Genomic DNA, 24,356 nt, shown 5'->3' with positions numbered 1-24,356 from the left:
TAAACCTCGATTTTTAAGCGTTTAGCAGCTAATTGATGCCAGCCCCTCGCGCCCCTAACCTCAATCGTCATGAAAGTCGATTTTGAGCGTAAGCCGCAGGGGCAAAAACAACTGCCAGCGAATCGCGATCGCCCGGACGCCAAAAATTATCGCCATCGCCAGCAGCCGACATAGCGGCGACGCCATAGCTGGCAGCAGCACCACGTAGAGAATGCCGCCCAACACAATCGGTGTGGCGTACAGCTCTCGCGACAGCAGCAGCGTGGGGCGATGGGTCACCACATCGCGAATGATACCCCCGGCAATGCTGGTGATCAAGCCCATAACCACCGCCACGGCAGCGGGGTGGCCAATAGCCAGGGTCTTGTCGATCGCCTGCACCGCAAACAGGGCCACCCCCATGGCGTCGAGGTAGGACAACAGCCGCAGCGGCAGCTTGAGAATAAAGCGGATCCCAACGAAGGTCATGGCCGAGGCCGCGATCGCCACCCAAAACGCGGTCAGGTCCTCCAGCCAAAACACCGGCACATCCAGAATCACGTCCCGCAGGGTGCCCCCGCCGATCGCCGTCAGCAGCCCCACCACCACAATGCTGAAAATATCGAGGCGCTGGCGGGTGGCGGATAACACCCCAGAAATGGCAAACACCGCCACACCCACCTGGGCTAACACGTATTCCATGGGCCAAACTCCGGCAGAGCAGTCCGGGCTAATCCAGATACCCGCCGATTATCCCCCACTCCCTAGCCCTTACCGCCGCGATCGGGCTCGGCCCCGGTGGAGTGGTGAATAAACAGCCGCCCCGCCGCGATCGCCTCATCGCTGCTGGCGTGCATCTCGCCGTCGCTCAGCACCGTCATCTCGGGATTGATCACCCAGCAGCGGTACCCCTCCCCCCGGTGGTAGGTCACCCCAGCCACCCAGCCCGGAAATACCGAAACATAAACTACACGACCTGTATCCATGGCACTGGCCCCTTCAGCCTGTAATTACCGTAACGTCTTGCCGGGACTGCTAATCGCTCCCCACCATCAAGGCGAATAAACCTGTAACGATTGGATCTCCTATCACCTCAGGACTATTCAATTTGGTTCAAGTGTACTATACTAGTCGAGCGAAGGCAACGACAGGGCATCTCCATCTCCACACTCAGCCACTGGGTGGACGCTTTTGCTCAAGCCGACTACACTTCTGAGCTGAAGTGGGGTTTACTAAGGTGACTGTTGGGCTGTTGCCCCACCCAGGTTCCCCCTTCCTTCACAACCGATCCAGCTAATTGTCCTAACCCACCGACCGCACAGTACTCTTTCCCAGACAGCCATGCCATCCAAACAGAACGAGGTCACCGAGAAGCAAAGGGCGCTCTCCATGGTGCTCAACCAGATTGAGCGCAACTTTGGTAAAGGCTCGATTATGCGCCTGGGCGAAGCCAGCCGTATGACGGTTGAAACCATTCCCACCGGAGCGCTGACGCTGGATCTAGCCCTGGGGGGCGGCCTGCCCAAGGGACGCATTATCGAAATTTATGGCCCAGAAAGCTCCGGTAAAACCACCGTGGCCCTGCACGCCCTCTCCGAGGTGCAGAAGGCCGGTGGTGTTGCCGCATTCGTCGATGCTGAGCACGCCCTCGACCCGGTCTACGCCAAAGCTCTGGGGGTCAATATCGACGAACTGCTGGTGTCGCAGCCCGACACGGGCGAAATGGGCCTGGAGGTAGTCGATCAGCTGGTGCGATCGGCGGCGGTCGATGTGGTGGTCGTTGACTCAGTGGCGGCCCTGGTGCCCCGCGCCGAAATCGAGGGCGAAATGGGCGATGCCCACGTGGGTTTGCAGGCCCGTTTAATGAGCCAGGCGCTGCGAAAGATCACCGGCAGCATTGGCAAATCCAACTGTACGGTTATTTTCCTCAACCAGCTACGACAGAAGATCGGCATTTCCTACGGCAACCCGGAGGTCACTACGGGCGGGAATGCGCTCAAGTTCTACGCCTCCGTGCGGCTCGATATTCGCCGTATTCAGACCCTCAAAAAGGGTACCGAAGAGTACGGCATTCGAGCCAAGGTCAAAGTGGCCAAAAATAAAGTGGCCCCGCCCTTCCGCATTGCCGAGTTTGACATTCTCTTTGGCCAGGGCATTTCCACCATGGGCTGTCTGGTCGATCTGGCTGAGCAGACCGGAGTGATTACCCGCAAGGGAGCCTGGTACAGCTACGACGGTGACAACATCGGCCAGGGCCGCGACAACACCGTGCAGCGCCTGATCGACGATGCCGCCTTTGCGGCCAAAGTCGAGGCCCAGGTGCGCGAAAAGCTCTCCATCAATGGCGCGCCCGTGATCGTCGAAGAACCCGATGAGGATGCCGACAACCTGCTCGACGATGAGATTTAGCTCTCAATGTCGTAGGTCAGCCCATCATTCCTGAGCCCTGGAATCTGGACCCTGACACCCCGGCAAAAGCCAGGATTTCCACGTCTGCCAGTTTGTTGCTTGCCGAACAGAGGGCGTTCCTGCAAATGCGGGAACGCCCTCTCGCATAGGTGCCCAATGGGGATTCACGCATTCGCGGAACTACCAGCCGCTGATGGATGGCTTTGTGAATGATCCGGTTAGTTGTCTCCCTAAAACTCTCAGTGGGAGATCTGTCCCGTGGTAGATAGTATCCCCCTCCCCGGGTTCAGTACTATGCCAATATGGGCTGCCTAACTAAGCAAACTGACGAGTTTCTGGCCAACTTGCTGGTTTTGTTAATGTTATCCCCCTGCGGGGGATGTTAGGTTGGACGTAACACATCTCTCCAGAACAGTCACTATGGTTGCAACTCCCGACGTTGTTCAAGCGTCTGCATCTCACTCCCACTCCTCCTCTAGCGATAGCCGGGTAGCGGTGCTGCTGATGGGCTACGGCGAAGTCGAAAGCTACGCAGACTTCGCCAACTACAACGAGCAGGCTCTCAATTTGCTTACGGCCAAGTTTGCTCCCGTGCCCACCTGGGTTTACCCTCCGCTGGCTAAGCTGCTGGCTGCGTTTGATCTGCATGAGTGGAGCCACCAGCATGGCAACTTTATCTCCCCCCACAATGCCATTTTTGAAGCCCAGCGAGCCGGCATAGAAGCCAACCTGAAAGAGCGCTGGGGCGATCGCGTCAAGGTGTTCAAAGCTTTCAGCTTCTGCAAGCCCTTTCTGCCCGAACAGGTGCTTGAGCAGGTCAAGCAGGAGGGCTATGACAAACTACTGATCTATCCCCTGCTGGTGGTCGACTCCATTTTCACCAGCGGCATTGCGATTGAGCAGGTCAACCAGGCCTTGGCGAAACTGTCCGACGGCACCGAGCACTGGGTGCAGGGCATTCGCTACATCCCCTCGTTTTTTGATGCGCCCGACTACATCGACTATCTGGCCTCAATGGTCGAAGACAAGATCAAAAACTACCTGGCCGTCGCCCACCTGCCCTCCCAAACCGGCATCGTGCTGATGAACCACGGCTGTCCCCACGAGGCTAAAGGCTTCACCTCCGGCATTGACGAAAGTCAGAAGCTCTACGACAAAGTGCGGGATAAGCTGATCTATAAATATCCGCTGATCTCCGTCGGTTGGCTCAACCACGACACGCCGCTGATCAAGTGGACCCAACCCAACGCCGACCTGGCCGCCCGCAACCTGATCGACCTGGGCGCTACAGCCCTGGTGTTCATGCCGATTGGCTTTGCCACCGAAAACCACGAAACCCTGCTCGATGTCGAGCACATCATCGAAGGGCTCCGCCGCAAGCATCCCCACGTCACCTACGTGCAAATGCCCTGCGTCAACGACGACCCCGCCTTTCTGTCTATGGCCGCCACCTGGGCCGATAGGCATATCGCCGATCTGTTAGAGGAAGATGCCCTAGCCATCAACCCGTCGCTAGCGTCATCTCAAGCGGCAGCAGTCCACAGCCACCACGGCCATACTCACGATCATCACCTGCATGGTCACAGTCACGATCACGGCCACAGCCACGATCACGGCCATCACCACCACTAGGGCGTGTTGAACCCCATTCAGCTAGTTTCTGGAGTATGAGGCGACCATAGAAGCGGATGAGCGTGGCCTGCTGATCCGCTTCCTCAGCATATTAGGCAGGGTAATGGGGCTCAGAAGCACGGCCAAGCCCAAGAAGATCCAGCTGCCGAAGCGATGTTTTGGACTGGAGGGATCGCGTAAAAACGGGCCCAGGGCCAACAGAAAAACCATCAGCGAGGCTAGCAGGTAAAGCTGGAGAACCATGTTGTGTGTCCTTGCACTCTCTCCAGGTTGCCAAAGTCGTGGCACTCCACTATGGGAATGCTACTGAACCCTATGGCATGACAAGTTTCCGTGGCATGACAAGGGCAGAGATAATACTGACTATGGCGTGACAAGCTCAGTCAAACCCGCTAGAATCAGCCATTAATACAGGCGTTCTAAGCAATGGATGGGTTATGCCAGTGAGTTCTAGCCAGATCAAAGCTCTGCTTGACCAGAAGCGCGATGCCTTTAGCGCCTTTAGTCGGGCTAAGTTTGAGCTGCTGCATGCCTACAACCACGCCTGGATTGAGTTTGCGGCGCTGCCTTTAGGGCAGCAGGGGTCTCAACTAGAGCGCCACAGTGGGCCAGTGGGTGCTCGACCGCTAGAAGAATTGAGGGGTAGCAAAGGTATCCTGCCCTTCTTCTTTGCAGAATCGGGTCCGGTGGGCGATCGCTGGACGAACCGTGAGCAAAGTGCCCAGTGGGTGCAGACTGTCCTGGAAAATATCACAACCTTTGCCGTTGATGGTTCTCAGATTTCCCCCGGCAAAGATATTTCCATCCCCATTGCGCTGCTGCAAATTGGCTGGTTTGAGAACCCCCACAGCGCCACGCGATCCTATCAAAAAGACGTGCGGGTTGACCTGATGACGCCTGCGGAACTGGGGCCCAACCCGGCTCAGCCCGTAGAGCGCCGGGTCAATATTCGCCGCTTTCAAATGGAGGTGGCGCGCCTGGTCGAGTATATCAACGCCTGTGAGGATCCCGATCGCACCCTGGTTTTTTTTGATGGGGCGCTGGTGGTCACCTTTGCCGAAGCCTTCGACCAGGAGAGTCAGACCGCCTACGTGCAGTCTATTCTATCGCTGCTGGAGGCCAGCGATCGCCGCCGCGTGCCCCTGGTGGGCTATGTGGATACCTCCTACGCCCACGATTTGACCGGTATGCTGCACCATGCCTACGGTCTGGAGGCCACCGAGGGCATTCACGATGCTCAACTGCTGGCCCGACTGATGGAGTGGGGCGATCGCACCGCCGTATTCCAGTGCGATCGCGGCGGCATTCTCGATCAGTACGGCATTTACGGCGACCAGATTGCCTTCACTTACCTCAAAACCACCCGCGACGGCTATCCGGTACGGCTCGAAATGCCCCGCTGGATGTGGGAGAGCGGCCACATTACCCAATACCTCAACTGGGTGCGGGGCGAAGTCATTATTGGCGGCGGCTACCCCTACAGCATCGAAACCGCCGACCAGACCGCTGTGCTTCAGGGACAGGATAAACACCTGTTTCTGCGGGTACTGCAAGATTGGGCCGACCGCGAGGCCATCAATCTGCGCCTCTCCCGCAAAATGATCAGCAAACAGCGCCGTCGCTAACGCCCAGCGGCAGACAGACGCAGAAGCTTTGCGAGTACGCCGTGCCCTCTGGGCACCCCCACACCACGGATGAAGAGACTTGTGAAGTCTCCGTAAATTGTCCCAGAGCTACGTAATTTGACCTACACAACGATTTACGTAGGGTGTTTAAGTAGAAAAGTACACCCATAATCCAATATCTGTCTCGGAGAAACCATCAGACGCAAACGCCCCCTTTCGTCTGTGGCTACTGCCAACAGTGCCTACTCACGAAGGATTTGCCCTACATGAAAACATTTGCAATTTTAAGCTCAGCGCTAGTGCTAACGGGGCTTTTAGGCTCAATGGCTCCCGAAGCCTTAGCTAAGTCAAATAACAAAGCCAACAAAGGCGGCGGTAGTCAGCCCAGCCAGCCAGCCGCTCCCCTAACCTGCGCCAGCGGCTCTGTGACCAGCAATCCCCTGGCGGGGGGCTCATCTCTCAGCTACAGCAATTGCATGACCAGCTCCGGCAACGATGTTAGCAATACCGTTGCTACTAGCCTCAGCGCCTTTCTGGATAGCACCCTGGGAGCCGGTGACTGGCTCTTTGGAGGTAAGTCTGACAACGGCGGAGCCGTGGGCAGTAACGGTTTTAGCTGGCAGCAGAGCAAGGAAGGAGAGGGAACCTGGAGCTTAACCCAGGCTATTAACGCTCCCTTTGTGATCAGCCTTAAATCAGGCAACGGCTACGCCGCTTACTACATTGATGGCAGTTCCGCTACCCAAAGTGGTACCTGGGCCACCTTCAACGGCAAAGACCTGTCCCACGCCTCCATCTTCATTGGCAAGCCCAGGGTGGTGTCTGAACCACCTAAGACCACCGTGCCCGAACCCGCCTCTACGGCTGCTATCGCCCTTGTAGGCCTGAGTGCGGTGGGTCTGATGCGCAAAAAGCAGGGCTAGCGTTCTGCTGTTCAGCTACCCACAAAGCTAAAACGGTCTGCAGAAATGGGGTAGGGCGAATGCCCTGCCCCTATTAAAACTCATCTCCTTAGCTGTCGAACCAGCGCTATATACATAAAGTCTCGGTAAATAAGACTTAAACTCAGCGATTTGACCTACACAATTACTTACGCAAAGTGTTTGAGTAGAAAAGTACACGTGAAAACCCATATTTGACCCAGGGAAGCCATCTGCCCGAAACGCTCTCCGACATCTTTTGTGAATGCCTACAATGCCTACTCAAGAAGGATTTAACCGAGATTTAGACTGCATGAAAGCATATAGTGATTTAGGCTCAGCGCAGGTGCTAACTGGTCTTTTTAGCTCAATGGTTTCTAACACTTGGGCTAAGTTAAGCTCCAAAAGCCAGTCAGCGACTCCTTCAATTAGTGGTAGCGGCTCTATCACCAGCACCCGTCTGTCCGGAGGGCCTGCCCTGAGCTACACCAGCTGTCTACAGCCGACTGCTGGTAACGATGTCACCAGCGACGGCATTAGCTCTCCCCTGACGGCCTTCCTTAACGACACCTTAGGGTGCTGGGTTTTTGATAGCAAATATGAAGGTGGCAAAACCTCTGCCGGACCTAATGATCTGGGCTTTCGCTGGATTCAAAAGGGTAAGGGTACTGGCACCTGGAGTCTGGCTAAAACGATTGCAACGCCGTTTGTAATCAGTCTGAAAACCGGCGATATGTACACTGCCTACTACTTTGACGGCAAGGTACCCATCAACAGCGGCACCTGGGCCACATTTGATCACAGGGATTTGTCCCACGCCTCTATCTTTGTAGGCAAGAGCCGTCTTACTTCGGAAAAGCCCAAAGTCACTGTGCCCGTGCCAATCTCTAAGGCATCATGATGCTGGGAGGCATAAGTGCCGTAGGCCCAACACAAATAAAGCAGGGCTAGTGCCTTACCCTGTGTAACTACCCATCCAACTATTTCAACATAACCCTTGAACTGGAGACAGCAATTGTCTCTAGTTCAAGGGTTTTTTGTTCAACTGGTGGGTTGTTTGTCTTGAATATGACCACTACTGATCTTCATTACTGAATTGTCAAAGCCAAGGTGGCTAAGTTGGGTGGCCATTTCAAGCATGGCGATACCCATACCAACGACCCACTGGGAGGCTGCGGCAGAAGTCGACGAACTGTTCCTGATACCTGACACCTAGCACCTGCCCCCCCAGCAAGGATTGCTCTATATTCTGCTAGCCAGTACTAGGTGCTTGGCGCTGAACCGCTAGCTTGTGGTTGAATCGGAGCATACGCTCTAGGGAACAGCACCATGGCCACATCTCCCCAGCCCACGCGACAGGAAACCGACAGCATAGGGGCGATCGCCGTCTCCAGCGATCGCTACTGGGGAGCGCAGACCCAGCGATCGATCCACTACTTTTCCATCGGTCAGGACAAAATGCCCCTGGAGGTGGTGTATGCCATCGCGATCGCCAAAAAAGCCTCGGCCCTGGCCAACGCCGACCTGGGCAAACTGGTCCCAGACAAAGCCCGACTGATTGTGGAGGCCGCCGATGAGATTATCGCCGGGCGACTCGACGATCACTTTCCGCTGCACGTGTGGATGACGGGTAGCGGCACCCAGTGCAACATGAATGTCAACGAGGTGATCGCCAACCGCGCCATCGAGTTGGCCGGGGGGGTGATGGGTAGCAAAACCCCCATTCACCCCAACGACCACGTCAATATGTCCCAGTCCTCCAACGACGTGTTTCCCACGGCCATGCACATTGCCGCCGCCCAGGCCCTGACCCAACGGCTGCGCCCCGCCGTGACCGAACTCAGAGATGCGCTCGATGAAAAAGCCCGGGCCTGGGCCGACATCGTCAAAATTGGCCGCACCCATCTGCAAGACGCCGTTCCCCTTACCCTGGGGCAGGAGTTCTCTGGCTATGTGGGCATGCTGGACGACAACCTCACCCGTCTGGAGCAGGTGCTGCCAGGCCTGCTCCAACTCGCCCTGGGAGGAACCGCTCTGGGCACCGGCCTCAACGCCGGGCCGGGCTTTGCCGAGGCTGCCGCCGAGTACATTGCCCGCCTCACTGACCTGCCCTTCGTCAGTGCCCCCAACAAGTTCACCGTCATGGGAGCCCACGATGCCGTGGTAATGGCCAGCGGCATGCTCAAAACCCTGGCGGTGTCGCTGTACAAAATTGCTAACGACATTCGCCTGCTGAGCTGTGGGCCAAGGGCAGGGTTTGCCGAGCTACATTTGCCCGAAAACGAGCCGGGGTCGTCCATTATGCCGGGGAAAGTCAACCCCACCCAGTGCGAGGCCCTGGCCATGGTAGCGGTGCAGGTGATGGGCTATGACGCGGCGGTGGCCTTTGCCGGAGCCAGCGGCTACCTCGACATGAATGTTTACAAGCCGATGATGATCTTTAACCTGCTGCAGTCGGCGAGGCTGATGGCCGACAGTTGCCACAACTTCACCGAGTTTTTGGTGGTGGGCATGACCCCCAACCGCAAAAAAATTGACCAGTACGTGCAGCAGTCGCTGATGTTGGTCACCGCCCTCAGCCCAGCGATCGGCTATGACAGGGCTTCGCGCATTGCCCACCACGCCTTCGAGCACGACCTCACCCTCAAACAGGCGGCCCTGGCCCTGGGCTACGTCTCTGAAGCGGAGTTTGATACCCTGATCGACCCACGCCGCATGACTCGGCCTTGACTGAAAGCGTGCCGGATAGTACGACCGTGCGGACCTTCTAACCCAGAACTGACGGTTCTTTCGGGATCCCTGACGCGAATGTTAAGGACTATGTTGATTTGCCGCTCTCTCTCAGGTTCGAGGCAGCCCTTCCCGTATGATCATCCTTAAAGTTTGTAAATTTTCCTAAGATTCTGGAGATTCAAACGTGTCTCTTCCGTTATTAAACTATTCCCCATCCAGTCAAAACCAGCGCGTTGCTAGCTACGAGATCGGTGGCGACGAGCAGCCCAGGATTTTCTCTACCGATGATCTGTACGACACCACCGAGATGGATGCGCTGATCGAGGCGGCCTATCGGCAGATGTTCTTCCACGCCTTCAAGTGCGATCGCCAGCCCTTCCTGGAGTCGCAGTTGCGCAATGGTCAAATCACTGTGCGCGACTTTATCCGCGGCCTGGCGCTGTCGCCCACTTTCTACAGCAGCTTCTACGAAAAGAACAGCAACTACAAGTTCGTTGAGCACTGCGTCCAAAAAATTCTGGGCCGCGATGTGTACAGCGATCGCGAAAAAATTGCCTGGTCTATCGTAGTGGCCAATAAGGGCATCCAGGGCCTGGTTGATGAACTGCTCGACAGTGAAGAGTACCTCACCAGCTTTGGCTACAACACCGTGCCCTACCAGAAGCGACGGGTGCTTCCAGGGCGCCCCGAGGGTGAGCGGCCTATCCACATCAAGAACCCCCGCTACGACGCCTACCACCGCAATATTCTGGGCTTCCCCCAGATCGTTTGGCAGTCTCAGGTCAAGCGGTTTGTGCCTCAGGAGAAGAAGGCGACCGCGGGCAATCCCCAAATGTTCTTGAATATGGCCCGCAGCATTGGGGCTACTGGTGCCGCGCCCGCTCGGGTCTCCACTGGCGAGATCAACATCGCCGCCACTGTCCCCTACCGCAAAGTGTCGGTGGACTAGGTCAGTAGACCATTCGCTCATTTTCTAAAACACCACAGGGGATGTAGACCGCAGTCTGCATCCCTTTTTGTAGTGGCTGTCTACGAATAGGCAAAAAAAATCCCCTGGCGATCGCCAGTGGGACTTATCAGGGTGCATCTACCATTCACCTTTTCCACTCAGACGAGCCTCCGTCCGGAAAGGTTGCCAGTTTTTTGGAGATCAATTGGAACTATCCGTGCTCCGCAGCACTTCGACCTGCCCCCGCAGGGAGTCAGCCCAGTCCGTAGACCCGCTGGCCTCAAACAGGTTGGCGGCCTGCTCAAAGTCGGCAATTACTGCCTCCCGCGCCTCAGCCGGAATGTCCTCGGGCCCCTCAATGGTATCGCCCTGCTCCAGGTAGACCTGGCCCAGAACGGCCTGGGCCCGACCCAGGTAGGCCGAGGACTGCTCGGCGTCAATCTCAATCGCCCGGGTGAAGGCCGCGATCGCGCCGGAGAAGTCGGCGGCAGCCGCCAGCGCCTCAGCTTCAGCGTAGGTAATTTCAAATTCGGTTGAGGGGCGCACCACCAGATCGTAGTCGCCCCCCTGGCCGGAAAATGACCTGGCCACCACGGTGTAGGAGCCGTCCTGGGGTAGCTGGATAATGATTTTGGAATTTAGCGTGCCGCCAAAATCGTCGTTAGCCGCAATTTCGGTTTCGTCGGGCCCTAGCAGCGACAGGACTGGGTCAAAATCTTCGCTTTCCAGGGTAATGGTAATTGCCTGTCCAGCACTGCCCTCAAAGGTGTAGGTCGACTGGGCTGGGTAAATGGTGCCACTCTCCTCCAGGAGGGTCTCTGTTTGTGCAGAGGAGGGCGGCGAGCCCAGCAATAGCCCTGCCAGGGCTAACGGCGCTACGACCCCCGTCGAAAAAGCTCTGCCTACAGAAAACAGCCTCAAACGAGCCATATAACCTCTTCAGGATAAACCAACGCACAAATCTGCCATGCAGCCTAGCACAGGCGGACCCGGCCTACGATAGAGCCCAAGGGTAGCGGAGCAGGCTATTGTAATACTGAAACTAACTGACTGCACTCAACCTATGCCTCCCACGCCTCTTCTGTTGACCGGACTGGGGATGACTGGACTGGGGATCGCGGCTTTGGGTAGCCCAGCCCTGGCGATTCCTCCCCCAGATGACATCCCGGAGGAAGTTTTGCGGACGGAGGTGATCACCGAAGCGCGATCGCCCATCGACGGCCGGGCGCTCTCCCCCGCCGACTACACGGTTCTGCAAGAGCGCCTGCGTGACCCCAATGTCGATGTTGTTGTCAACCCCGAGTTGGCTCAGCTGATCCAACTGCTGCAGTTTCGGCGCATACTCAGACCTGTGATTCCCTTTCTGCCCTAGCTGCAATTTCCCAAAATTGCCAAAGATTTCCCTGTGGAAATAGCTAAGTTTTGTTACTCTATTCCGCAGATAGCAAATTCACATAGACCGTTTATATCCCCTGTGGACCTTTAGCAACATGCCTGCAACTGTTGACGCTGAGCAGATTGACCGGATTGTCTGGAACCAGCACCACGACCCCTTTGAAATTCTGGGGCCTCATATGGTGCAGCAACAGGATGGACAAACCGTCTGGGCTGTAAGAGCTTACCTACCCCAGGCTGACCAGGCCTGGGTGGTGCTGCCAGAGGAGCACAAAGAAGTGGCGATGGAGCCAAACCACAACCCCCACTTCTTTGAGTGTGTGTTGGAGGTTCAGGACCTGGCCAATTACCAGCTCAAGTACACCAGCGGTGACCACGTCCACGTCATCTACGATCCCTACGCCTTTAAAACTCGCGCCATTACCGACTTTGACATTCATCTGTTTGGCGAAGGCAACCACCACCGCATCTACGAAAAGCTGGGGGCCCACTACACCGAAATCGAAGGCATTACGGGGGTGTACTTTGCCGTATGGGCACCCAATGCGCGTAACGTGTCGGTGCTGGGGGATTTCAACTACTGGGATGGCCGCAAACACCAAATGCGCCGCCTCTCCAACGGCATTTGGGACCTGTTTATTCCCGGGCTGGAGGTCGGTGCCCACTACAAGTACGAAATTAAAAACTACGACGGTCACATCTACGAAAAGTCTGACCCCTACGGATTTCAGCAGGAAATTCGACCCAAAACCGCCTCCATCGTCACCGACCTGGACAGCTACGGCTGGCAAGACCAGGCGTGGATGGAAAAGCGGCGGCAGACTGAACCCCTCACCCAGCCGGTGTCCATCTATGAACTGCATTTGGGTTCCTGGCTGCATGAGTCGTCAGCCAACCCAGCCCTGCGCCCCGACGGTACCAAAGAACCGATCGTTACCGTTGCTGAACTCAAGCCCGGTGCCCGGTTCCTCACCTACCGTGAACTGGCCGATCGCCTGATTCCTTACATCAAAGAGCTGGGCTTTACCCACATTGAGCTTTTGCCCGTGGCCGAGCATCCCTTCGATGGCTCCTGGGGCTACCAGGTCACCGGCTACTATGCCGTTACCTCCCGCTACGGCACCCCCGAAGACTTCATGTACTTCGTCGACCAGTGCCACCAGAACGACATTGGCGTGATTGTGGACTGGGTGCCGGGCCACTTTCCCAAGGACGGCCACGGGCTGGCCTTCTTTGATGGCACCCACCTGTACGAGCATGCCGACCCCCGCAAGGGCGAGCACAAGGAGTGGGGCACCCTGGTGTTCAACTACGGCCGCAACGAGGTGCGTAACTTCCTGGTGGCCAACGCGGTGTTTTGGTTCGAAAAATACCACATCGACGGCATTCGGGTGGATGCGGTAGCCTCTATGCTCTACCTCAACTACTTCCGTAAGGACGGCGAGTGGGTGGCTAACGAGTACGGTGGCCACGAGCATATTGAGGCTGCCGACTTTTTGCGCCAGGTCAACCATGTGCTGTTTAGCTACTTCCCAGGGGTCCTGTCGATCGCAGAAGAGTCTACTGCCTGGCCCATGGTCTCCTGGCCCACCTATGTAGGCGGCCTGGGGTTCAACCTGAAGTGGAACATGGGCTGGATGCACGACATGCTGGACTACTTCCACATGGATCCGTGGTTCCGGCAGTTTCACCAGAACAACGTTACCTTTAGCATCTGGTACGCCTTCACCGAAAACTTTATGCTGGCGCTGTCCCACGATGAGGTGGTGCATGGCAAGAGCAACATGCTGGGCAAAATGCCGGGGGATGAGTGGCAGAAGTTTGCCAACCTCCGCTGCCTGTACACCTACATGTTCATGCACCCAGGCAAAAAGACTCTGTTCATGAGCATGGAGTTTGGCCAGTGGAGCGAGTGGAACGTGTGGGGCGACCTGGAGTGGCACCTGCTGCAACACCAGCCCCATGCCAGCCTGAAACACTTCATGGGTAAGCTCAACGAGTTTTACCGCAGTGAGCCAGCCCTGTTTTCCCAGGACTTTGACCAGGCTGGCTTTGAGTGGATTGACTGTAGCGACAACCGCCACAGCGTGGTGTCGTTTATTCGCCGCGATAAGGATAGCGACGACTTTGTGGTGGTGGTGTGCAACTTTACCCCTCAGCCCCACAGTCACTACCGGGTGGGCGTCCCTGAGCAGGGCTACTACAAGGAACTGTTCAATAGTGATGCCCGCGACTTTGGCGGCAGCAACATGGGCAACCTGGGGGGCAAGTGGTCCGATGACTGGGCCTTCCACAACCGGCCCTACTCGCTCGATTTGACCCTGCCACCCCTGGGGGTGATCGTGCTGAAGTGCGATCGCAAAGCATCCCAGCAGATGCTGACGGCTCAGTAGCGACAAGTCGCGGTAGCAGGCGAAACACCGATAGAAATCAAGGGTTTAACGCTTCGGCATAGGGGCAAACGGCCGTTTGCCCCTGCCCACATTCATGCCTCAACTCAGCAATGCCCTTGCGATCGGTCTGGAGGCGGCATCAGGCTTTCATCGCCTGCCTCAGTGTGCTAAGCGCAATGGCCATCGTCACAGTTTTGTACCCTTAGGTTTTCGAGGCCGTCGAGAATGAGATCTAGGCCGAACTCGAAGCTGTGGAGACCATCGTAGCGGCCCTCAATCACTTGGTAAGTGAGTTGGTTGAGGTAGGGGTACTGGTCGGCGGGGATATGGTCTACAAAACTCTTGGCCACCACCGGGTAGTCTGCGGGGTTGAGGGGAAAATTTAGCGCCTGAAGGGTAAATCCGTAGATGTGGCTATCGATCGCATTCCAGCCGTGATCAGCCATTTCGGAGGAAAAACCCGCCTCAACTAGGCAACCCAACGTGGCGTCAACATAGCGCAGCATAGCAGGACCAACATTAAGGCGCGACATCAGCACCAGGGCCGCCCAGGGATGCCGCAGCAGCACTGCGTAGGCCGAGATGGCTCGCCTCCGCATGGCCGTTTGCCAGTCGCTATCAAGCCGGGGTAACTCAATTTCGCTCACCACCCGATCGATCAAGCTGTCGATCAGGTCATCTTTGTTAGCGATGTGATTGTAGAGTGACATGGCCTTGACCCCTAGGGCCTCGGCTAGCTTGCGCATTGAGAGGGCTTCCAGGCCGCCCCGATCGGCGAGAACCATGGCCTCAGCTAAAATCCGCTCTCGGCTGAGGGGCCTGTCGGGGGCAGGGCTATTTATCTCAGACATGGATCTTCATCGGGCTGACGAATTTACTTGGACTAGAAACTCAGCCTTTGGGCGTGTCATCAATGGTGGCTAAAAGTCCGGTATATCAAGCTTTGCCATGCCCGACCCAAACGACAGGCTAGGGGCTGCAACCCTTGATTCCTATGCGTTTAGCGGCTAATTGACGACAGCCCCTAGCCTGATTTTCTTAATCTTTTTCACTTACACTGTAAGCTAAACTTACGGTGTAAGTCGCTCGATGCGCGGCGTTTTTTCCCGAATTGTTGCGTTTGGAGTAGGGCCATGACTGCCTCAAATACACCCACGGTCCAGAATGATGAGCCTTGCCGCCGTAGCCAGATGAGGGCGATCGCTCAGCAGGAGTACGGTGGGCCAGAGGTACTGAGCTTGCAAACGGTGCCCAAGCCCGTTCCTGGGGCTGGGGAGGTGCTGTTGCGGGTGCATGCCGCCGCCGTCGGTGCCGGGGACTGGCATCTGATGCGCGGTAAGCCGCTGTTCATTCGCCCCCTGTTTGGCGGCGTGTTGAAGCCCAGGATTAGAACTCTCGGGGCAGATGTGGCGGGCACTGTGGAGGCGATCGGCGCAGCAGTGACCCAGTTTCAGCCGGGGGATGCGGTGTTTGGCGACCTGTCGGAGTGCGGCTTTGGGGCCTTTGCGGAGTATGTCTGTGTGCCGGAGTTGGCCCTGGTACCCAAGCCGGAGACCGTTTCCTTTGAGATGGCGGCGGCGGTGGCGGGGTCGGGGCTGGCGGCGCTCCAGGGACTGCGGGACATGGGGCAGATTCAGCCGGGCCAGCGGGTGCTGGTCAACGGTGCTGGCGGCGGGGTGGGGTCGCTGGCGGTGCAGATAGCTAAGGGGTTTGGCGCGGCGGTGACGGCGGTGTGCAGTGCAAAGAAGCTGGCGATGGTGCGATCGCTCCACCCCGACCACATCCTGGACTATACCCATACCGATTTCACCCAGACCGACCAACGCTACGACCTGATCCTCGACACCGCCGCCTACCGGTCCCTCTGGAATTACCTACCGGCGCTGGCGCCGGGGGGCACCTACGTACTGGTGGGCGGCGGCGGTGCCCAATTTCTGCAGGGCATGGTGCTGGGGCCATTGCTCGGGAGGCGGCGCAATGGGCAAGGCCCAGCCAACGGCCAACGCCGGGTACGATGCCTCGCCACCCAGCCCAACCAGGCCGACCTGCTGACCCTGCGGGACTGGCTGGTGGCGGGAAAGATTGCCCCCCACATTGGCCAGCGCTACGACCTGAACGGGGTGCCTGAGGCGATTCGCCATCTGGAATCTGGGCAGGTGACTGGAAAAGCAGTGATTCGAATATTGCCCGCAGAATAATTTGTCCTGCGGAAGCCTCGCTAGATCTCGCCCCTGCAGTAGGTAGGTTATCGTTGTGGCAGACTTGGTCCCGTAGCCAGCTCACTGCTGGGGAACACCTGGCCAGCCGTTGCTCCAAGCCCGATCAAAAGCCGATATCGCTCCAGTAGCCCTAGGAGGATCGATGCCCCGTCGCTCCCTAGCCCCTCAGCCCCCGACTGTCTTACTTCTGGCTCTGGTCAGTCTCGCTGCAATTCTGTTCCTCCCAGCCCAAAGACAGGAGGGGCGAACTCAACAGATGGGTAGGGCTGGTTACAACTCGCCACCAGCGGTAGGCCAATGGAGGGAGGGCAGAACCGACGGATGGGATGAGCTACGGGACGCCAAATCGCAGCCGCTGGGCTTAGCCCAGGTCTCCGCTAGATCGGACATCGGCGATGAGGAGGAAACTCCGATATCGCTGTACGACCCAAGGCTGTGGGGGCAATTGCTCTGGTCTATTCTTCGAGAGCTGAAAGACCCACGGCTTTTAGGGCAATTGCTCTGGTTTATGGCTCGCTTGCTGATGCCGTTCTTCCTGTTCCTGGCGGTCTTAGGTGGGACGTTTGTGGGGGTGAAGCGCTGGCTGAAGCAGCAACGTCCCAAATGTGAGATCTGTGGTGTGCTGACCGATGTGTTTAGCTTCAAGGAGGCTAAGCCCTACCTGAATCCGGCCCAGCAGGTAGAAGTGGATCTAGAATCGGTTCTCTATAGCGTGGCCATTTGTCCCCAATGTACCCGTCGCAAAGTTTTTCGCTTTGCGGCCCCCAACCGTTTGGCTATCCGGTGCCCCCGCTGCCACTATAAGACCCTGGCGATCGCCCAACAAACCACCACCACCAAACCCACCGCCAGCCGCCCAGGGGAGGCCATCATCCACCGCACCTGCCATCACTGTGGACATACTGCCACCAGGACAGAGGTTCTGAGTCCGAACGATGAGCGTAAGAGCACCGGAGAATCCGCGTTTTTAGACAGCGATTGGGGCTTGGGGAGTCTGCGAGCGGGGTATCGCCATCCCAGCGAGGTAGAGCCCAGCCCCCCCGATTTCTGCGATGGCGAGAGCGAGATCCCCGTTGATGGCGACGACACCTGCAATTCCGATGGCGACGCCAACAGCTAGAAGAGGAGCGGGCCACTTGAAACATCTAGCCGCTAAACGCTCAAACCCCAGGGGTTACAGCCCCTTGCCTGTCGTTTGGGTCGGGCGTGGTAAGGCTTGATACACTAAGCTTCTGGCCACGATGGATGACAAACCTAAACCCTGGCAGCGGCGTCGTTACCAGCGCATGGCGGCGCTGGCGCGGCAGGTGACGCCATAATGGTTGAGCGAGTAGAGACAGGACCATGGTTCAGACCATCCAGCCCATCCAGGACCAGCGGATTCTCCAGAGCGATCGCATTGGGGAACAGTTTCAGTGGATGCGGCGGGGGGGGAACAACGCCCCTGGAGTAACGCCGTTTCGCCAGGGCATTCAGCCCGCTGCGGGCTAGGCCATGGCCGCAGACCCCTACGGCTGGCTAGACAAGTCTCTGGCGGCACTGCACCGCGCCCACCGCTACCGCTCGGTGCAGATCATCGACGGCATGGCTGGGCCAACTGTGCAGCGGCGGGGGCAGACCCTGGTGAACTTTGCCAGCAACGACTACCTGGGTTTGGCCAGCGACCCCAGGCTGGCCGAGGCCGCGATCGCCGCCATCGGCACCTACGGCACCGGCAGCTCGGGCTCGCGCTTGCTCAGTGGCCACCGCGAACTGCACCAGGAGCTGGAAACCGCGATCGCCAGGCTGAAGGGCACTGAGGATGCGATCGTCTTCAGCTCGGGCTACCTGGCCAATCTGGGGGCGATCGCGGCCCTGGTCGGCACCCCAGACCTAATTTTGGGCGATGCGTACAACCACTCCAGCCTGAAAGCGGGGGGCAAGGTGAGCGGGGCTACGACCCTGGACTATCGCCACGGCGATGGGGCTGACCTGGAAACTTTGCTGGCCAACCACCGCGATCGCTACCGTCGCTGCCTGATTACTACCGATAGCGTGTTTAGCATGGATGGTGACCTGTGCCCTCTACCCGAGATTCTTGACCTGGCCGCCACCTACGACGCCATGGTGCTGGTGGATGAGGCCCACGGGACAGGGGTATTTGGCTCCCGAGGTTCAGGGGCGATCGAGCATCTCGGCTGTGCCGGGCGGCCCCTGGTCACCGTCGGCACCCTGAGTAAAGCCCTGGGTAGCCTGGGGGGCTATGTTGCCGGGTCCGGATCTCTGATCGACTTTTTGCGCAACCGCGCCCCCAGCTGGATCTACACCACGGGGCTTTCTCCTGCCGACACGGCAGCAGCCCTGGCGGCCGTTCGCCTGATCGAAGCGGAACCCCAGCGCCGCACGGCCCTCTGGCACAACGTCAGCACCCTGCGCCAGAGCCTGTCTCAGGTTCTGAAGAATGGCAACACAACGACTCCGCTGCGCCTTCTCGCCTCAGAATCGCCCATTATCTGCTTAGAAACGTCGTCCGCCGCTGCCGCGATCGCCGCCAGCAGGCACCTCCAGGACGCAGGCGTGTGGGTTGCAGCCGTCCGTCCACCCACCGTTCCTACCAGCCGCCTGCGCATCACCCTGATGGCCACCCACAGCCGCGATCACCTGACCTGTCTTATCAATGGTCTACAAAGCTGGTGTCGTACCTAACGCTTTGAACCCCAGCGGCGCTGCTTTTGACGGGCGATGGTTTTGCGCTTGCGCTTTTCGATGGGGGTTTCAAAGTGGCGATTCTTGCGCATGTCCGAAAAAATTCCGGCCCTGGCCACCTTGCGCTTGAAGCGCCGTAGCGCCGACTCGATGTTTTCGTCTTCTCCCAATACAACCTGGGCCATTAATTACTCCTAAGAAACGTCGCTAACGCTGGCTAAGCATGCCGCGCCAGCCTAAAACGCTGGATATCGCGTTTGCGATACCCAGCTTACAGAAACTAGATGCTTCGGTGGGTAGCCGCAAAACCCCTGAGCGAGTCAGAGACTCTAGCGACGGTTGTTCCAACCGCCACCGCCACCACCGCCACCGCGCGATTCACGGGGGCGCGCCTTGTTGACCTTGAGGTCACGACCCATCCACTCGGCCCCGTCAAGGGCTTCGATAGCGGCGTCTTCGTCGGCTTCGCTTTCCATTTCTACAAAGGCAAAGCCGCGAGGACGACCGGTTTCGCGATCGGTGGGCATGCTCACCCGGCTAACGGCACCGTATTCGGCAAAGACCTCGGTGAGTTGGTCTTGGGTGGCGCTAAAGGCCAGGTTGCCTACGTAAATCGACATGGACACATCTCCAAGTAGAGAGAGAAAAAAGCAGAAAGTTATAGGAGATGTACTCAACTAAGGACGACGCCAAGCCGGTAATGCTACTAACAACTTGCTTGTCACACGATAGCACAGGCCCACCTTTTGGCTATGGCTGGGCGATGGCAGCACTACCCGAGCAATGTCGCCTAATCCTCTGGCAGCACCCATTTCGGCGGTTGAGACGCTCGCTCGATCATTTTGCGCCGCACCGCTTCGTCCGCCATTTCGAGCATCTTGTCGAGGGAGGTATCGGCAATAAATTTGGATGCCTCGACGGTGTACTTCAGGTTGGGACAGTCATCTCCCAGAACACAGCCGTCTTTGCAATCTACTGCGCAGTTAACCGCCATTGTTTTTGTTTAACCCCGTAATTCAGCGTCAGGCTACTCCTGGATTAGAAAAGCCCTTAAAAATTGTAACAACCTCAGTCCGGTCCTTAGGGAGGAAATTTTGCCGCAGAAAGAGCTGTAGATCGGGGTAGAGTCGTTGCAGGATGGGTCGTTCGCCGTTTATTTTTGCTCAATCGTTTCACCTCGCACTTCTACCCCATGACCCCACCCCCTTCCCGCTGGCCCCTGTGGCTACTGGCCGGTACACTGCTGCTGCTGCTGGTTCTGGCCGGTCTGTACTGGGTCAATCCCAGTCTGCTCGATCCCCTTTGCTCCTGGAGGACAGCCTCAGTCTAGGGTGTGTCGTTCACTCAGGCCAAAGGCCTTGTATTTCAAGCCCTGCCGCGCCCCTCCCCAACAGCAACAGGCTAGGGGCTGTAGCCGTTGATTTTAGGTTCTTCAAAGGCTGATTGATGTCAGCCTCTGGGGCCGCAACGCCACTGGATAAGCCCCACGAAGGTTTTTCCGGTAGCATCAGGGCAAGAAATGGAAGTTTACCGCTAGAGACTATGGCCAATCGTCGTTTTCGTCTGGTTTTGGGAGCTTCACTGTATTTGGTCCTGGGGGGCGGCTTTCGGGCCCCCCAGGCTGAGGCCGCCCTGACTTCGGCTCTAATGCAGGAACCGGGCTGGTCTAGCGCGGCCGTCGCCCAGGGGTTGCCCAGGCGGCTGCTGCGAGCGCCAGTCAGACTGGTGGCAGGCCTGACCCCAGCGCTGCTGCTGGCCAGCCTGAGTTTGGCGGGGGGAGCATTTATTGCCCTGACCTGGCTGCACATCTACCAGCAGCAGCGGCGGTGGCAGCGGGTCGAGCTGGCTCGCCAGGAGGTGAAGGCCTTCCGCGAGCGACCAGCGGTCAGGAACGTGCTCGACATCCTCGACTATGAGGAGTACCGCACCTTTTATATTTCCCACCCCGAGGATGGCCGTCTGCTGACTTTTGAGGCCCACGACGAACGCCTGCAGCGGGCCCTGCGCCCCCACGACGAGATGGTACGGATGCGCCGGGGGCTCAACGAGATCAAGCGCATGGCCCAGGAGCAGCGGGTCAAGCCTGCCGCCCTGGCCCTGGTGCAGCGCTACGAAAAAGAAGAGTTTGTCATTGAGTTGACCCTGCGGGACTGGTTCGACAGTTTTCTGGGGGGGCTGGAGTACTTTGAAATCATGATCGAGTCGGGCCTGGTGATGGCCGAGGAAATCAAACCTTTCGTCATCCACTGGATTCGGCTGATTGGCGATCGCCGCTACCGCCGTACCGGGGGCTCCGGCTTCTACGACCAGCTCTCCCACTACATCCACTGGTCGGGCTATGGGCGGGTGAAAGCCCTGTTCGAGCGCTATGGCTTCAAGGTGCTGCCGCCCCCCTACGCTGCCGACGACTTCAGCGCGCCCCGGTCGGCCCAGTACCGGGAAACCAACCGCTACGACACCTACCGCGCCCTGTGGCTGGCCAAGGCGGCCCACCTGGTCTACGAGGACCGCGACTACATTGCCGACATTGCCCGCCTGTGGTTGAGCAAGCGGGTGCCCGCCTGGCAGTTGCCCACCACACCCATCCAGAAGTATGCCGTAGAGACCCTTAAAGCCTGGCAGCAGGAGGGCCAGCGGACCACTCTGGGCGACCTGCGCAACAACTATGTCTACCTGGACATCCGCAAGACCAACACCCAGGCATTTCTATTTCGCAAGGACAACAACATTGTGCTGTCGTTTCGGGGCACTCAGCAGTTTGACGACTGGAAGACCAACCTGAAAATTCGCCTGAAGGCGTTTACAGTAGGGGCTGATCAGGAGTCGGTGCGCCCGGTGGGGCGGCTGCACCGGGGCTTTTTGGAGGCCTGGCAGAGTGTCGAGAAGCAGGTGATGTACTGGGTTAAGGAGTGGAACGCGCCCACCCAGGCAACCGTCGAGGCCGGAACGGCAACCATGCAGCTGTGGGTAACCGGCCACAGCCTGGGCGGGGCCCTGGCCGCAGTGGCCACAGTGGCCCTGGAAACCAGGGGCTATGCCGTCAGTGGACTGTACACCTTTGGGCAGCCCCGCGTGGCCGACTGGCGACTGGTCAGCTACATGAATGGCCGCATGGGCGAACGCATCTTCCGCTACGTCAACAACAACGACATCGTGCCGCTGATTCCGCCGCAGATCGTCCCCTGGGTGCCCACCCGGGTCTACGGCCACATGGGCCAGTTTCGCTACTTCAACGACTTTGGCACCCTGCGGCGGCAGTCCTTCCTGTTCCAGCGCTTTCCCGACCGGCTGTTTGGCGTCCTTCGCGCCATCCTCACCTCCGGCAGCCCCGACGCCATCGATGACCACAAAATGGAGTTTTACGTGGCCAATCTGCAAAAGGCGCTGGTCCGCGAACAGGAGGAGGCCAAACTGGAGATCGAGCAGAGCCTGAACGCTGGCGACTTTGTGGAAAGTATGAAGGGACGGATGCGGGCGCGGCGTGTGCCGGAGGGATGAAGGGGTAGGGGGTAGGGGGTAGGGGAGGCCTGGACTTGAAAAAACTTTTTCCCCTTCACCCCCCACCCCTTCACCCCCTACCCCCTACGGCAGCGGCACAAAGTCGAAGCCGGTACCCGAGCGATTGCCCGGCTGGACGCTGACCAGCAGCACGGTGGTGTTGCGATCGCCCGAGGGCAAAAAGCTAATGGCACCCGTGGAGCCATTGGCCGAAAACCCCTGAGCTGCCAGGGCCTGCCCCAGAGCCGAACGGCCCTGCTGCCCCTGGGCGGGGGCCACATTGCCCGCGGTGCGGGCGGAACTGAGCGCCTGAAAGGCATCGTAGCTGAGGGCCGTGCGCCAGTTAACGTCGCCACCCCAGAGGCTAGAGGAGGTCTGAGCGAAGGGCGGAGTCGATTTCAGCGGGTGCCAGGGCACAGTGACCACGGTGCCCGTCAGGCTAGCGCCGCCCTTTTGCAGGGCATCAATGCGGTAGAAGGCGTCGCCCGCCAGCACCGGCAGCTGGCCATTGTTGAGCTGGGCCACGGCGATCCCGGCGTCAAAGGTGGCCGAGTCGGGCAGCAGCACTACGGCATCGGCCCCGCTGCCCTGAAGTTCGGCGGTGGGGTTGCCCTGGGAAAGGTCTACCAGTTTGGCCACCTGCCCCCCCTCCAGTCCCAGGGTGGTGGAGAAGGCCTCCTGCAGCGATCGGCTGTAGGAACTCTGGGAGTTGTAGAAGACAATGGGCCGGCTCTGCCCCTGAGCCAGCATATGGCGGGCCAGGGTGGTGCCGGTGAACTGGTCACTGGGAATCACCCGAAATACAAAGTTGCTGCCGGTGCGGGCCAGGCTGGCCAGCTCGGTGGTGGTGCTGGTGGGGGCAATCATCGGCAGCCCCCCCTGCTGGTAGACGGGGGCGGCGGCCAGGGTAGTGGTGCTGGTGCCGTGGCCAATGACGCCGACCACGGCGGGGTCTTGCACGAGGGCGGTGGCGATCGCCGCCGCCTGACCCGCATCGTTGCGATCGTCGGCGATCAGCACCTTGACCGGGTTGCCCGCCTGGATCGCCTCATCCTGGGCCTGGGCCACGCCCCGCAGCAGCTCCCGGGCGGTGTTGGGGTTGTCACCAATGGGCACCACGGCGGCAATACCCAGGGCAGGGGTAGCGCCCAATCGGGCGTTGTTGAGATAGATCAGCGCCTCGGGGTCGTTGCGGACGGCCTGGCGGGCCGCTTCGAAGCGGGCGGCGGCGGTGGCGTAGTCACCACCGGCAAAGGCGGTGGCCCCGGCCTGCATATCGGCGTTGGGAGCGTCGGTAAAGAGCACCCGATCGCCCCAGCTCAGAGCATTGCTCACGTTACCGGGCTGGCTGGGGGCGTTGGTGGAGGGCACAGCGGCGTTGTCGCCGGGATTGGCTGTAGCATCCATGGGGGGATTGGGGGTGGTGCCCTGGGCCGGGGGCTGGGGGGTGCGATCGCGGAAGAAGGCGTTATAGCCCGTAAAGCCCAACGCGCCTAGGAAAAGCAGCGCTCCCGCCCCGGCAAGGATGGGGGCTAGCGACCCCTTGCCCTGTTTCAGCACCTGGCCGCAGATCTCGCACTTTTTGGCGGTGATGGCGTTTTCTTCGTAGCCGCACTTGGGGCAGGTGACGTGGTTGAAGCTGTCAGTCATGGCAAATGGGGGGATGGGTAGGGAGTGGGTGGGTGGAGGGAAGGTCCCAGGGTTCTTTTTTAGAACAAGCAGGGATTCTGGCGGACGCGCAGAAGAACCCTGGGATCTGTGGCAGCAACAGGTTGAAGCGGAGTGAATCAACTCAACGTTTCGACAGGGGTTGTTTTTACTCTGGGGTTGCCTCGCGCACGGTGCGCTGCACCCAACCTAAGATGCACTGAAAGCTCCTGAAAATTACCAGCGGTTGGGGGTAAACCGGTCATCGTTAA

The 24,356-nt window shown here is 58.6% G+C and carries 23 protein-coding genes; 15 read left to right on the top strand and 8 right to left on the bottom strand.

The window, feature by feature from the left end:
• Window positions 1-60: 60 nt before the first annotated feature.
• Entirely contained in the window at window positions 61-681 is a 621-nt protein-coding gene (locus NF78_RS12770) for a trimeric intracellular cation channel family protein (RefSeq protein ID WP_035986893.1), read from the bottom strand.
• Between the two features lie 62 nt (window positions 682-743).
• A complete protein-coding gene (locus tag NF78_RS12765) occupies window positions 744-965 on the bottom strand; it encodes a hypothetical protein (RefSeq protein ID WP_035986891.1) in 222 nt (73 codons plus the stop codon).
• A gap of 355 nt (window positions 966-1,320) precedes the next feature.
• Between NF78_RS12765 and recA the strand changes: the two genes are divergently transcribed.
• The 7 genes from recA to NF78_RS12725 all read left to right on the top strand — a co-directional run bounded on the left by recA (window position 1,321) and on the right by NF78_RS12725 (window position 10,247).
• Window positions 1,321-2,388: a recombinase RecA gene (gene recA / locus NF78_RS12760; protein WP_035986889.1), complete on the top strand. Its 1,068-nt coding sequence runs from the start codon at window positions 1,321-1,323 to the stop codon at window positions 2,386-2,388.
• Window positions 2,389-2,808: 420 nt separating this feature from the next.
• Complete coding sequence (locus NF78_RS12755) at window positions 2,809-4,020, top strand: ferrochelatase (RefSeq protein WP_035986887.1); 1,212 nt, start codon at window positions 2,809-2,811, stop codon at window positions 4,018-4,020.
• Between the two features lie 437 nt (window positions 4,021-4,457).
• Entirely contained in the window at window positions 4,458-5,645 is a 1,188-nt protein-coding gene (locus tag NF78_RS12745) for a DNA double-strand break repair nuclease NurA (RefSeq protein ID WP_035986882.1), read from the top strand.
• 323 nt (window positions 5,646-5,968) lie between these two features.
• On the top strand, window positions 5,969-6,568 hold the full coding sequence (locus NF78_RS12740) for a PEP-CTERM sorting domain-containing protein (RefSeq protein WP_035986880.1): 600 nt from the start codon (window positions 5,969-5,971) through the stop codon (window positions 6,566-6,568).
• Between the two features lie 271 nt (window positions 6,569-6,839).
• A complete protein-coding gene (locus NF78_RS12735; RefSeq protein WP_156119751.1) occupies window positions 6,840-7,466 on the top strand; it encodes a hypothetical protein in 627 nt (208 codons plus the stop codon).
• 428 nt (window positions 7,467-7,894) lie between these two features.
• Entirely contained in the window at window positions 7,895-9,295 is a 1,401-nt protein-coding gene (gene fumC / locus NF78_RS12730; protein ID WP_035986876.1) for a class II fumarate hydratase, read from the top strand.
• A 187-nt stretch (window positions 9,296-9,482) separates the two neighbouring features.
• Window positions 9,483-10,247 (top strand): phycobilisome rod-core linker polypeptide, encoded by a 765-nt coding sequence (locus tag NF78_RS12725; RefSeq protein WP_035986874.1) that lies wholly within the window; start codon window positions 9,483-9,485, stop codon window positions 10,245-10,247.
• A gap of 201 nt (window positions 10,248-10,448) precedes the next feature.
• On the opposite strand, the gene NF78_RS12720 is transcribed toward NF78_RS12725, so the two are convergent.
• Entirely contained in the window at window positions 10,449-11,177 is a 729-nt protein-coding gene (locus NF78_RS12720; RefSeq protein WP_081972602.1) for a PPC domain-containing protein, read from the bottom strand.
• Between the two features lie 133 nt (window positions 11,178-11,310).
• Here NF78_RS12720 and NF78_RS12715 point away from each other — a divergent pair, with 133 nt between their 5' ends.
• Together NF78_RS12715 and glgB are read left to right on the top strand one after the other, a co-directional pair.
• Window positions 11,311-11,619 carry a hypothetical protein gene (locus NF78_RS12715; protein WP_035986870.1) on the top strand — a complete coding sequence of 103 codons (309 nt, stop codon included), beginning with the start codon at window positions 11,311-11,313 and terminating at the stop codon, window positions 11,617-11,619.
• 118 nt (window positions 11,620-11,737) lie between these two features.
• Complete coding sequence (glgB, locus tag NF78_RS12710) at window positions 11,738-14,035, top strand: 1,4-alpha-glucan branching enzyme (protein ID WP_035986866.1); 2,298 nt, start codon at window positions 11,738-11,740, stop codon at window positions 14,033-14,035.
• 167 nt (window positions 14,036-14,202) lie between these two features.
• Here glgB and NF78_RS12705 read toward each other — a convergent pair whose 3' ends face one another.
• Window positions 14,203-14,886: a TetR/AcrR family transcriptional regulator gene (locus NF78_RS12705; protein ID WP_081972601.1), complete on the bottom strand. Its 684-nt coding sequence runs from the start codon at window positions 14,884-14,886 to the stop codon at window positions 14,203-14,205.
• Window positions 14,887-15,168: 282 nt separating this feature from the next.
• Between NF78_RS12705 and NF78_RS12700 the strand changes: the two genes are divergently transcribed.
• From NF78_RS12700 to bioF, 4 genes are all read left to right on the top strand, one after another.
• Window positions 15,169-16,233 carry an NAD(P)-dependent alcohol dehydrogenase gene (locus NF78_RS12700; RefSeq protein ID WP_225885287.1) on the top strand — a complete coding sequence of 355 codons (1,065 nt, stop codon included), beginning with the start codon at window positions 15,169-15,171 and terminating at the stop codon, window positions 16,231-16,233.
• Between the two features lie 529 nt (window positions 16,234-16,762).
• Window positions 16,763-17,374 (top strand): hypothetical protein, encoded by a 612-nt coding sequence (locus tag NF78_RS12695; RefSeq protein ID WP_035986863.1) that lies wholly within the window; start codon window positions 16,763-16,765, stop codon window positions 17,372-17,374.
• A gap of 224 nt (window positions 17,375-17,598) precedes the next feature.
• Complete coding sequence (locus NF78_RS31135) at window positions 17,599-17,745, top strand: hypothetical protein (protein ID WP_156119750.1); 147 nt, start codon at window positions 17,599-17,601, stop codon at window positions 17,743-17,745.
• A 3-nt stretch (window positions 17,746-17,748) separates the two neighbouring features.
• On the top strand, window positions 17,749-18,939 hold the full coding sequence (gene bioF / locus NF78_RS12690; RefSeq protein WP_035986860.1) for an 8-amino-7-oxononanoate synthase: 1,191 nt from the start codon (window positions 17,749-17,751) through the stop codon (window positions 18,937-18,939).
• On the opposite strand, the gene rpsU is transcribed toward bioF, so the two are convergent.
• The 3 genes from rpsU to NF78_RS12675 all read right to left on the bottom strand — a co-directional run bounded on the left by rpsU (window position 18,936) and on the right by NF78_RS12675 (window position 19,933).
• Window positions 18,936-19,124, bottom strand: a complete 189-nt coding sequence (gene rpsU, locus NF78_RS12685; protein ID WP_017299199.1) for a 30S ribosomal protein S21 — start codon at window positions 19,122-19,124, stop codon at window positions 18,936-18,938. The two genes, bioF and rpsU, sit on opposite strands and share 4 nt — an antisense overlap.
• 144 nt (window positions 19,125-19,268) lie before the next feature.
• A complete protein-coding gene (locus NF78_RS12680) occupies window positions 19,269-19,559 on the bottom strand; it encodes an RNA recognition motif domain-containing protein (protein ID WP_035986857.1) in 291 nt (96 codons plus the stop codon).
• Between the two features lie 170 nt (window positions 19,560-19,729).
• Window positions 19,730-19,933 carry a hypothetical protein gene (locus tag NF78_RS12675; RefSeq protein ID WP_035986855.1) on the bottom strand — a complete coding sequence of 68 codons (204 nt, stop codon included), beginning with the start codon at window positions 19,931-19,933 and terminating at the stop codon, window positions 19,730-19,732.
• Between the two features lie 198 nt (window positions 19,934-20,131).
• On the opposite strand from NF78_RS12675, the gene NF78_RS31130 reads away from it, so the two are divergent.
• Both NF78_RS31130 and NF78_RS12670 read left to right on the top strand, forming a co-directional pair.
• Entirely contained in the window at window positions 20,132-20,269 is a 138-nt protein-coding gene (locus NF78_RS31130; protein WP_156119749.1) for a hypothetical protein, read from the top strand.
• 212 nt (window positions 20,270-20,481) lie between these two features.
• Window positions 20,482-22,437 carry a lipase family protein gene (locus tag NF78_RS12670; RefSeq protein ID WP_035986853.1) on the top strand — a complete coding sequence of 652 codons (1,956 nt, stop codon included), beginning with the start codon at window positions 20,482-20,484 and terminating at the stop codon, window positions 22,435-22,437.
• 84 nt (window positions 22,438-22,521) lie between these two features.
• On the opposite strand, the gene NF78_RS12665 is transcribed toward NF78_RS12670, so the two are convergent.
• Window positions 22,522-24,087, bottom strand: coding sequence for an ABC transporter substrate-binding protein (locus NF78_RS12665; protein WP_052050290.1), 1,566 nt, complete (start codon window positions 24,085-24,087; stop codon window positions 22,522-22,524).
• Window positions 24,088-24,356 lie beyond the last annotated feature (269 nt).

This window comes from Leptolyngbya sp. KIOST-1, assembly GCF_000763385.1.
GTDB lineage: Bacteria > Cyanobacteriota > Cyanobacteriia > Phormidesmidales > Phormidesmidaceae > Nodosilinea.
The sequence above is the reverse complement of the archived record's forward strand: the minus strand, read 5'-3'. Positions and strand labels throughout refer to the sequence as shown.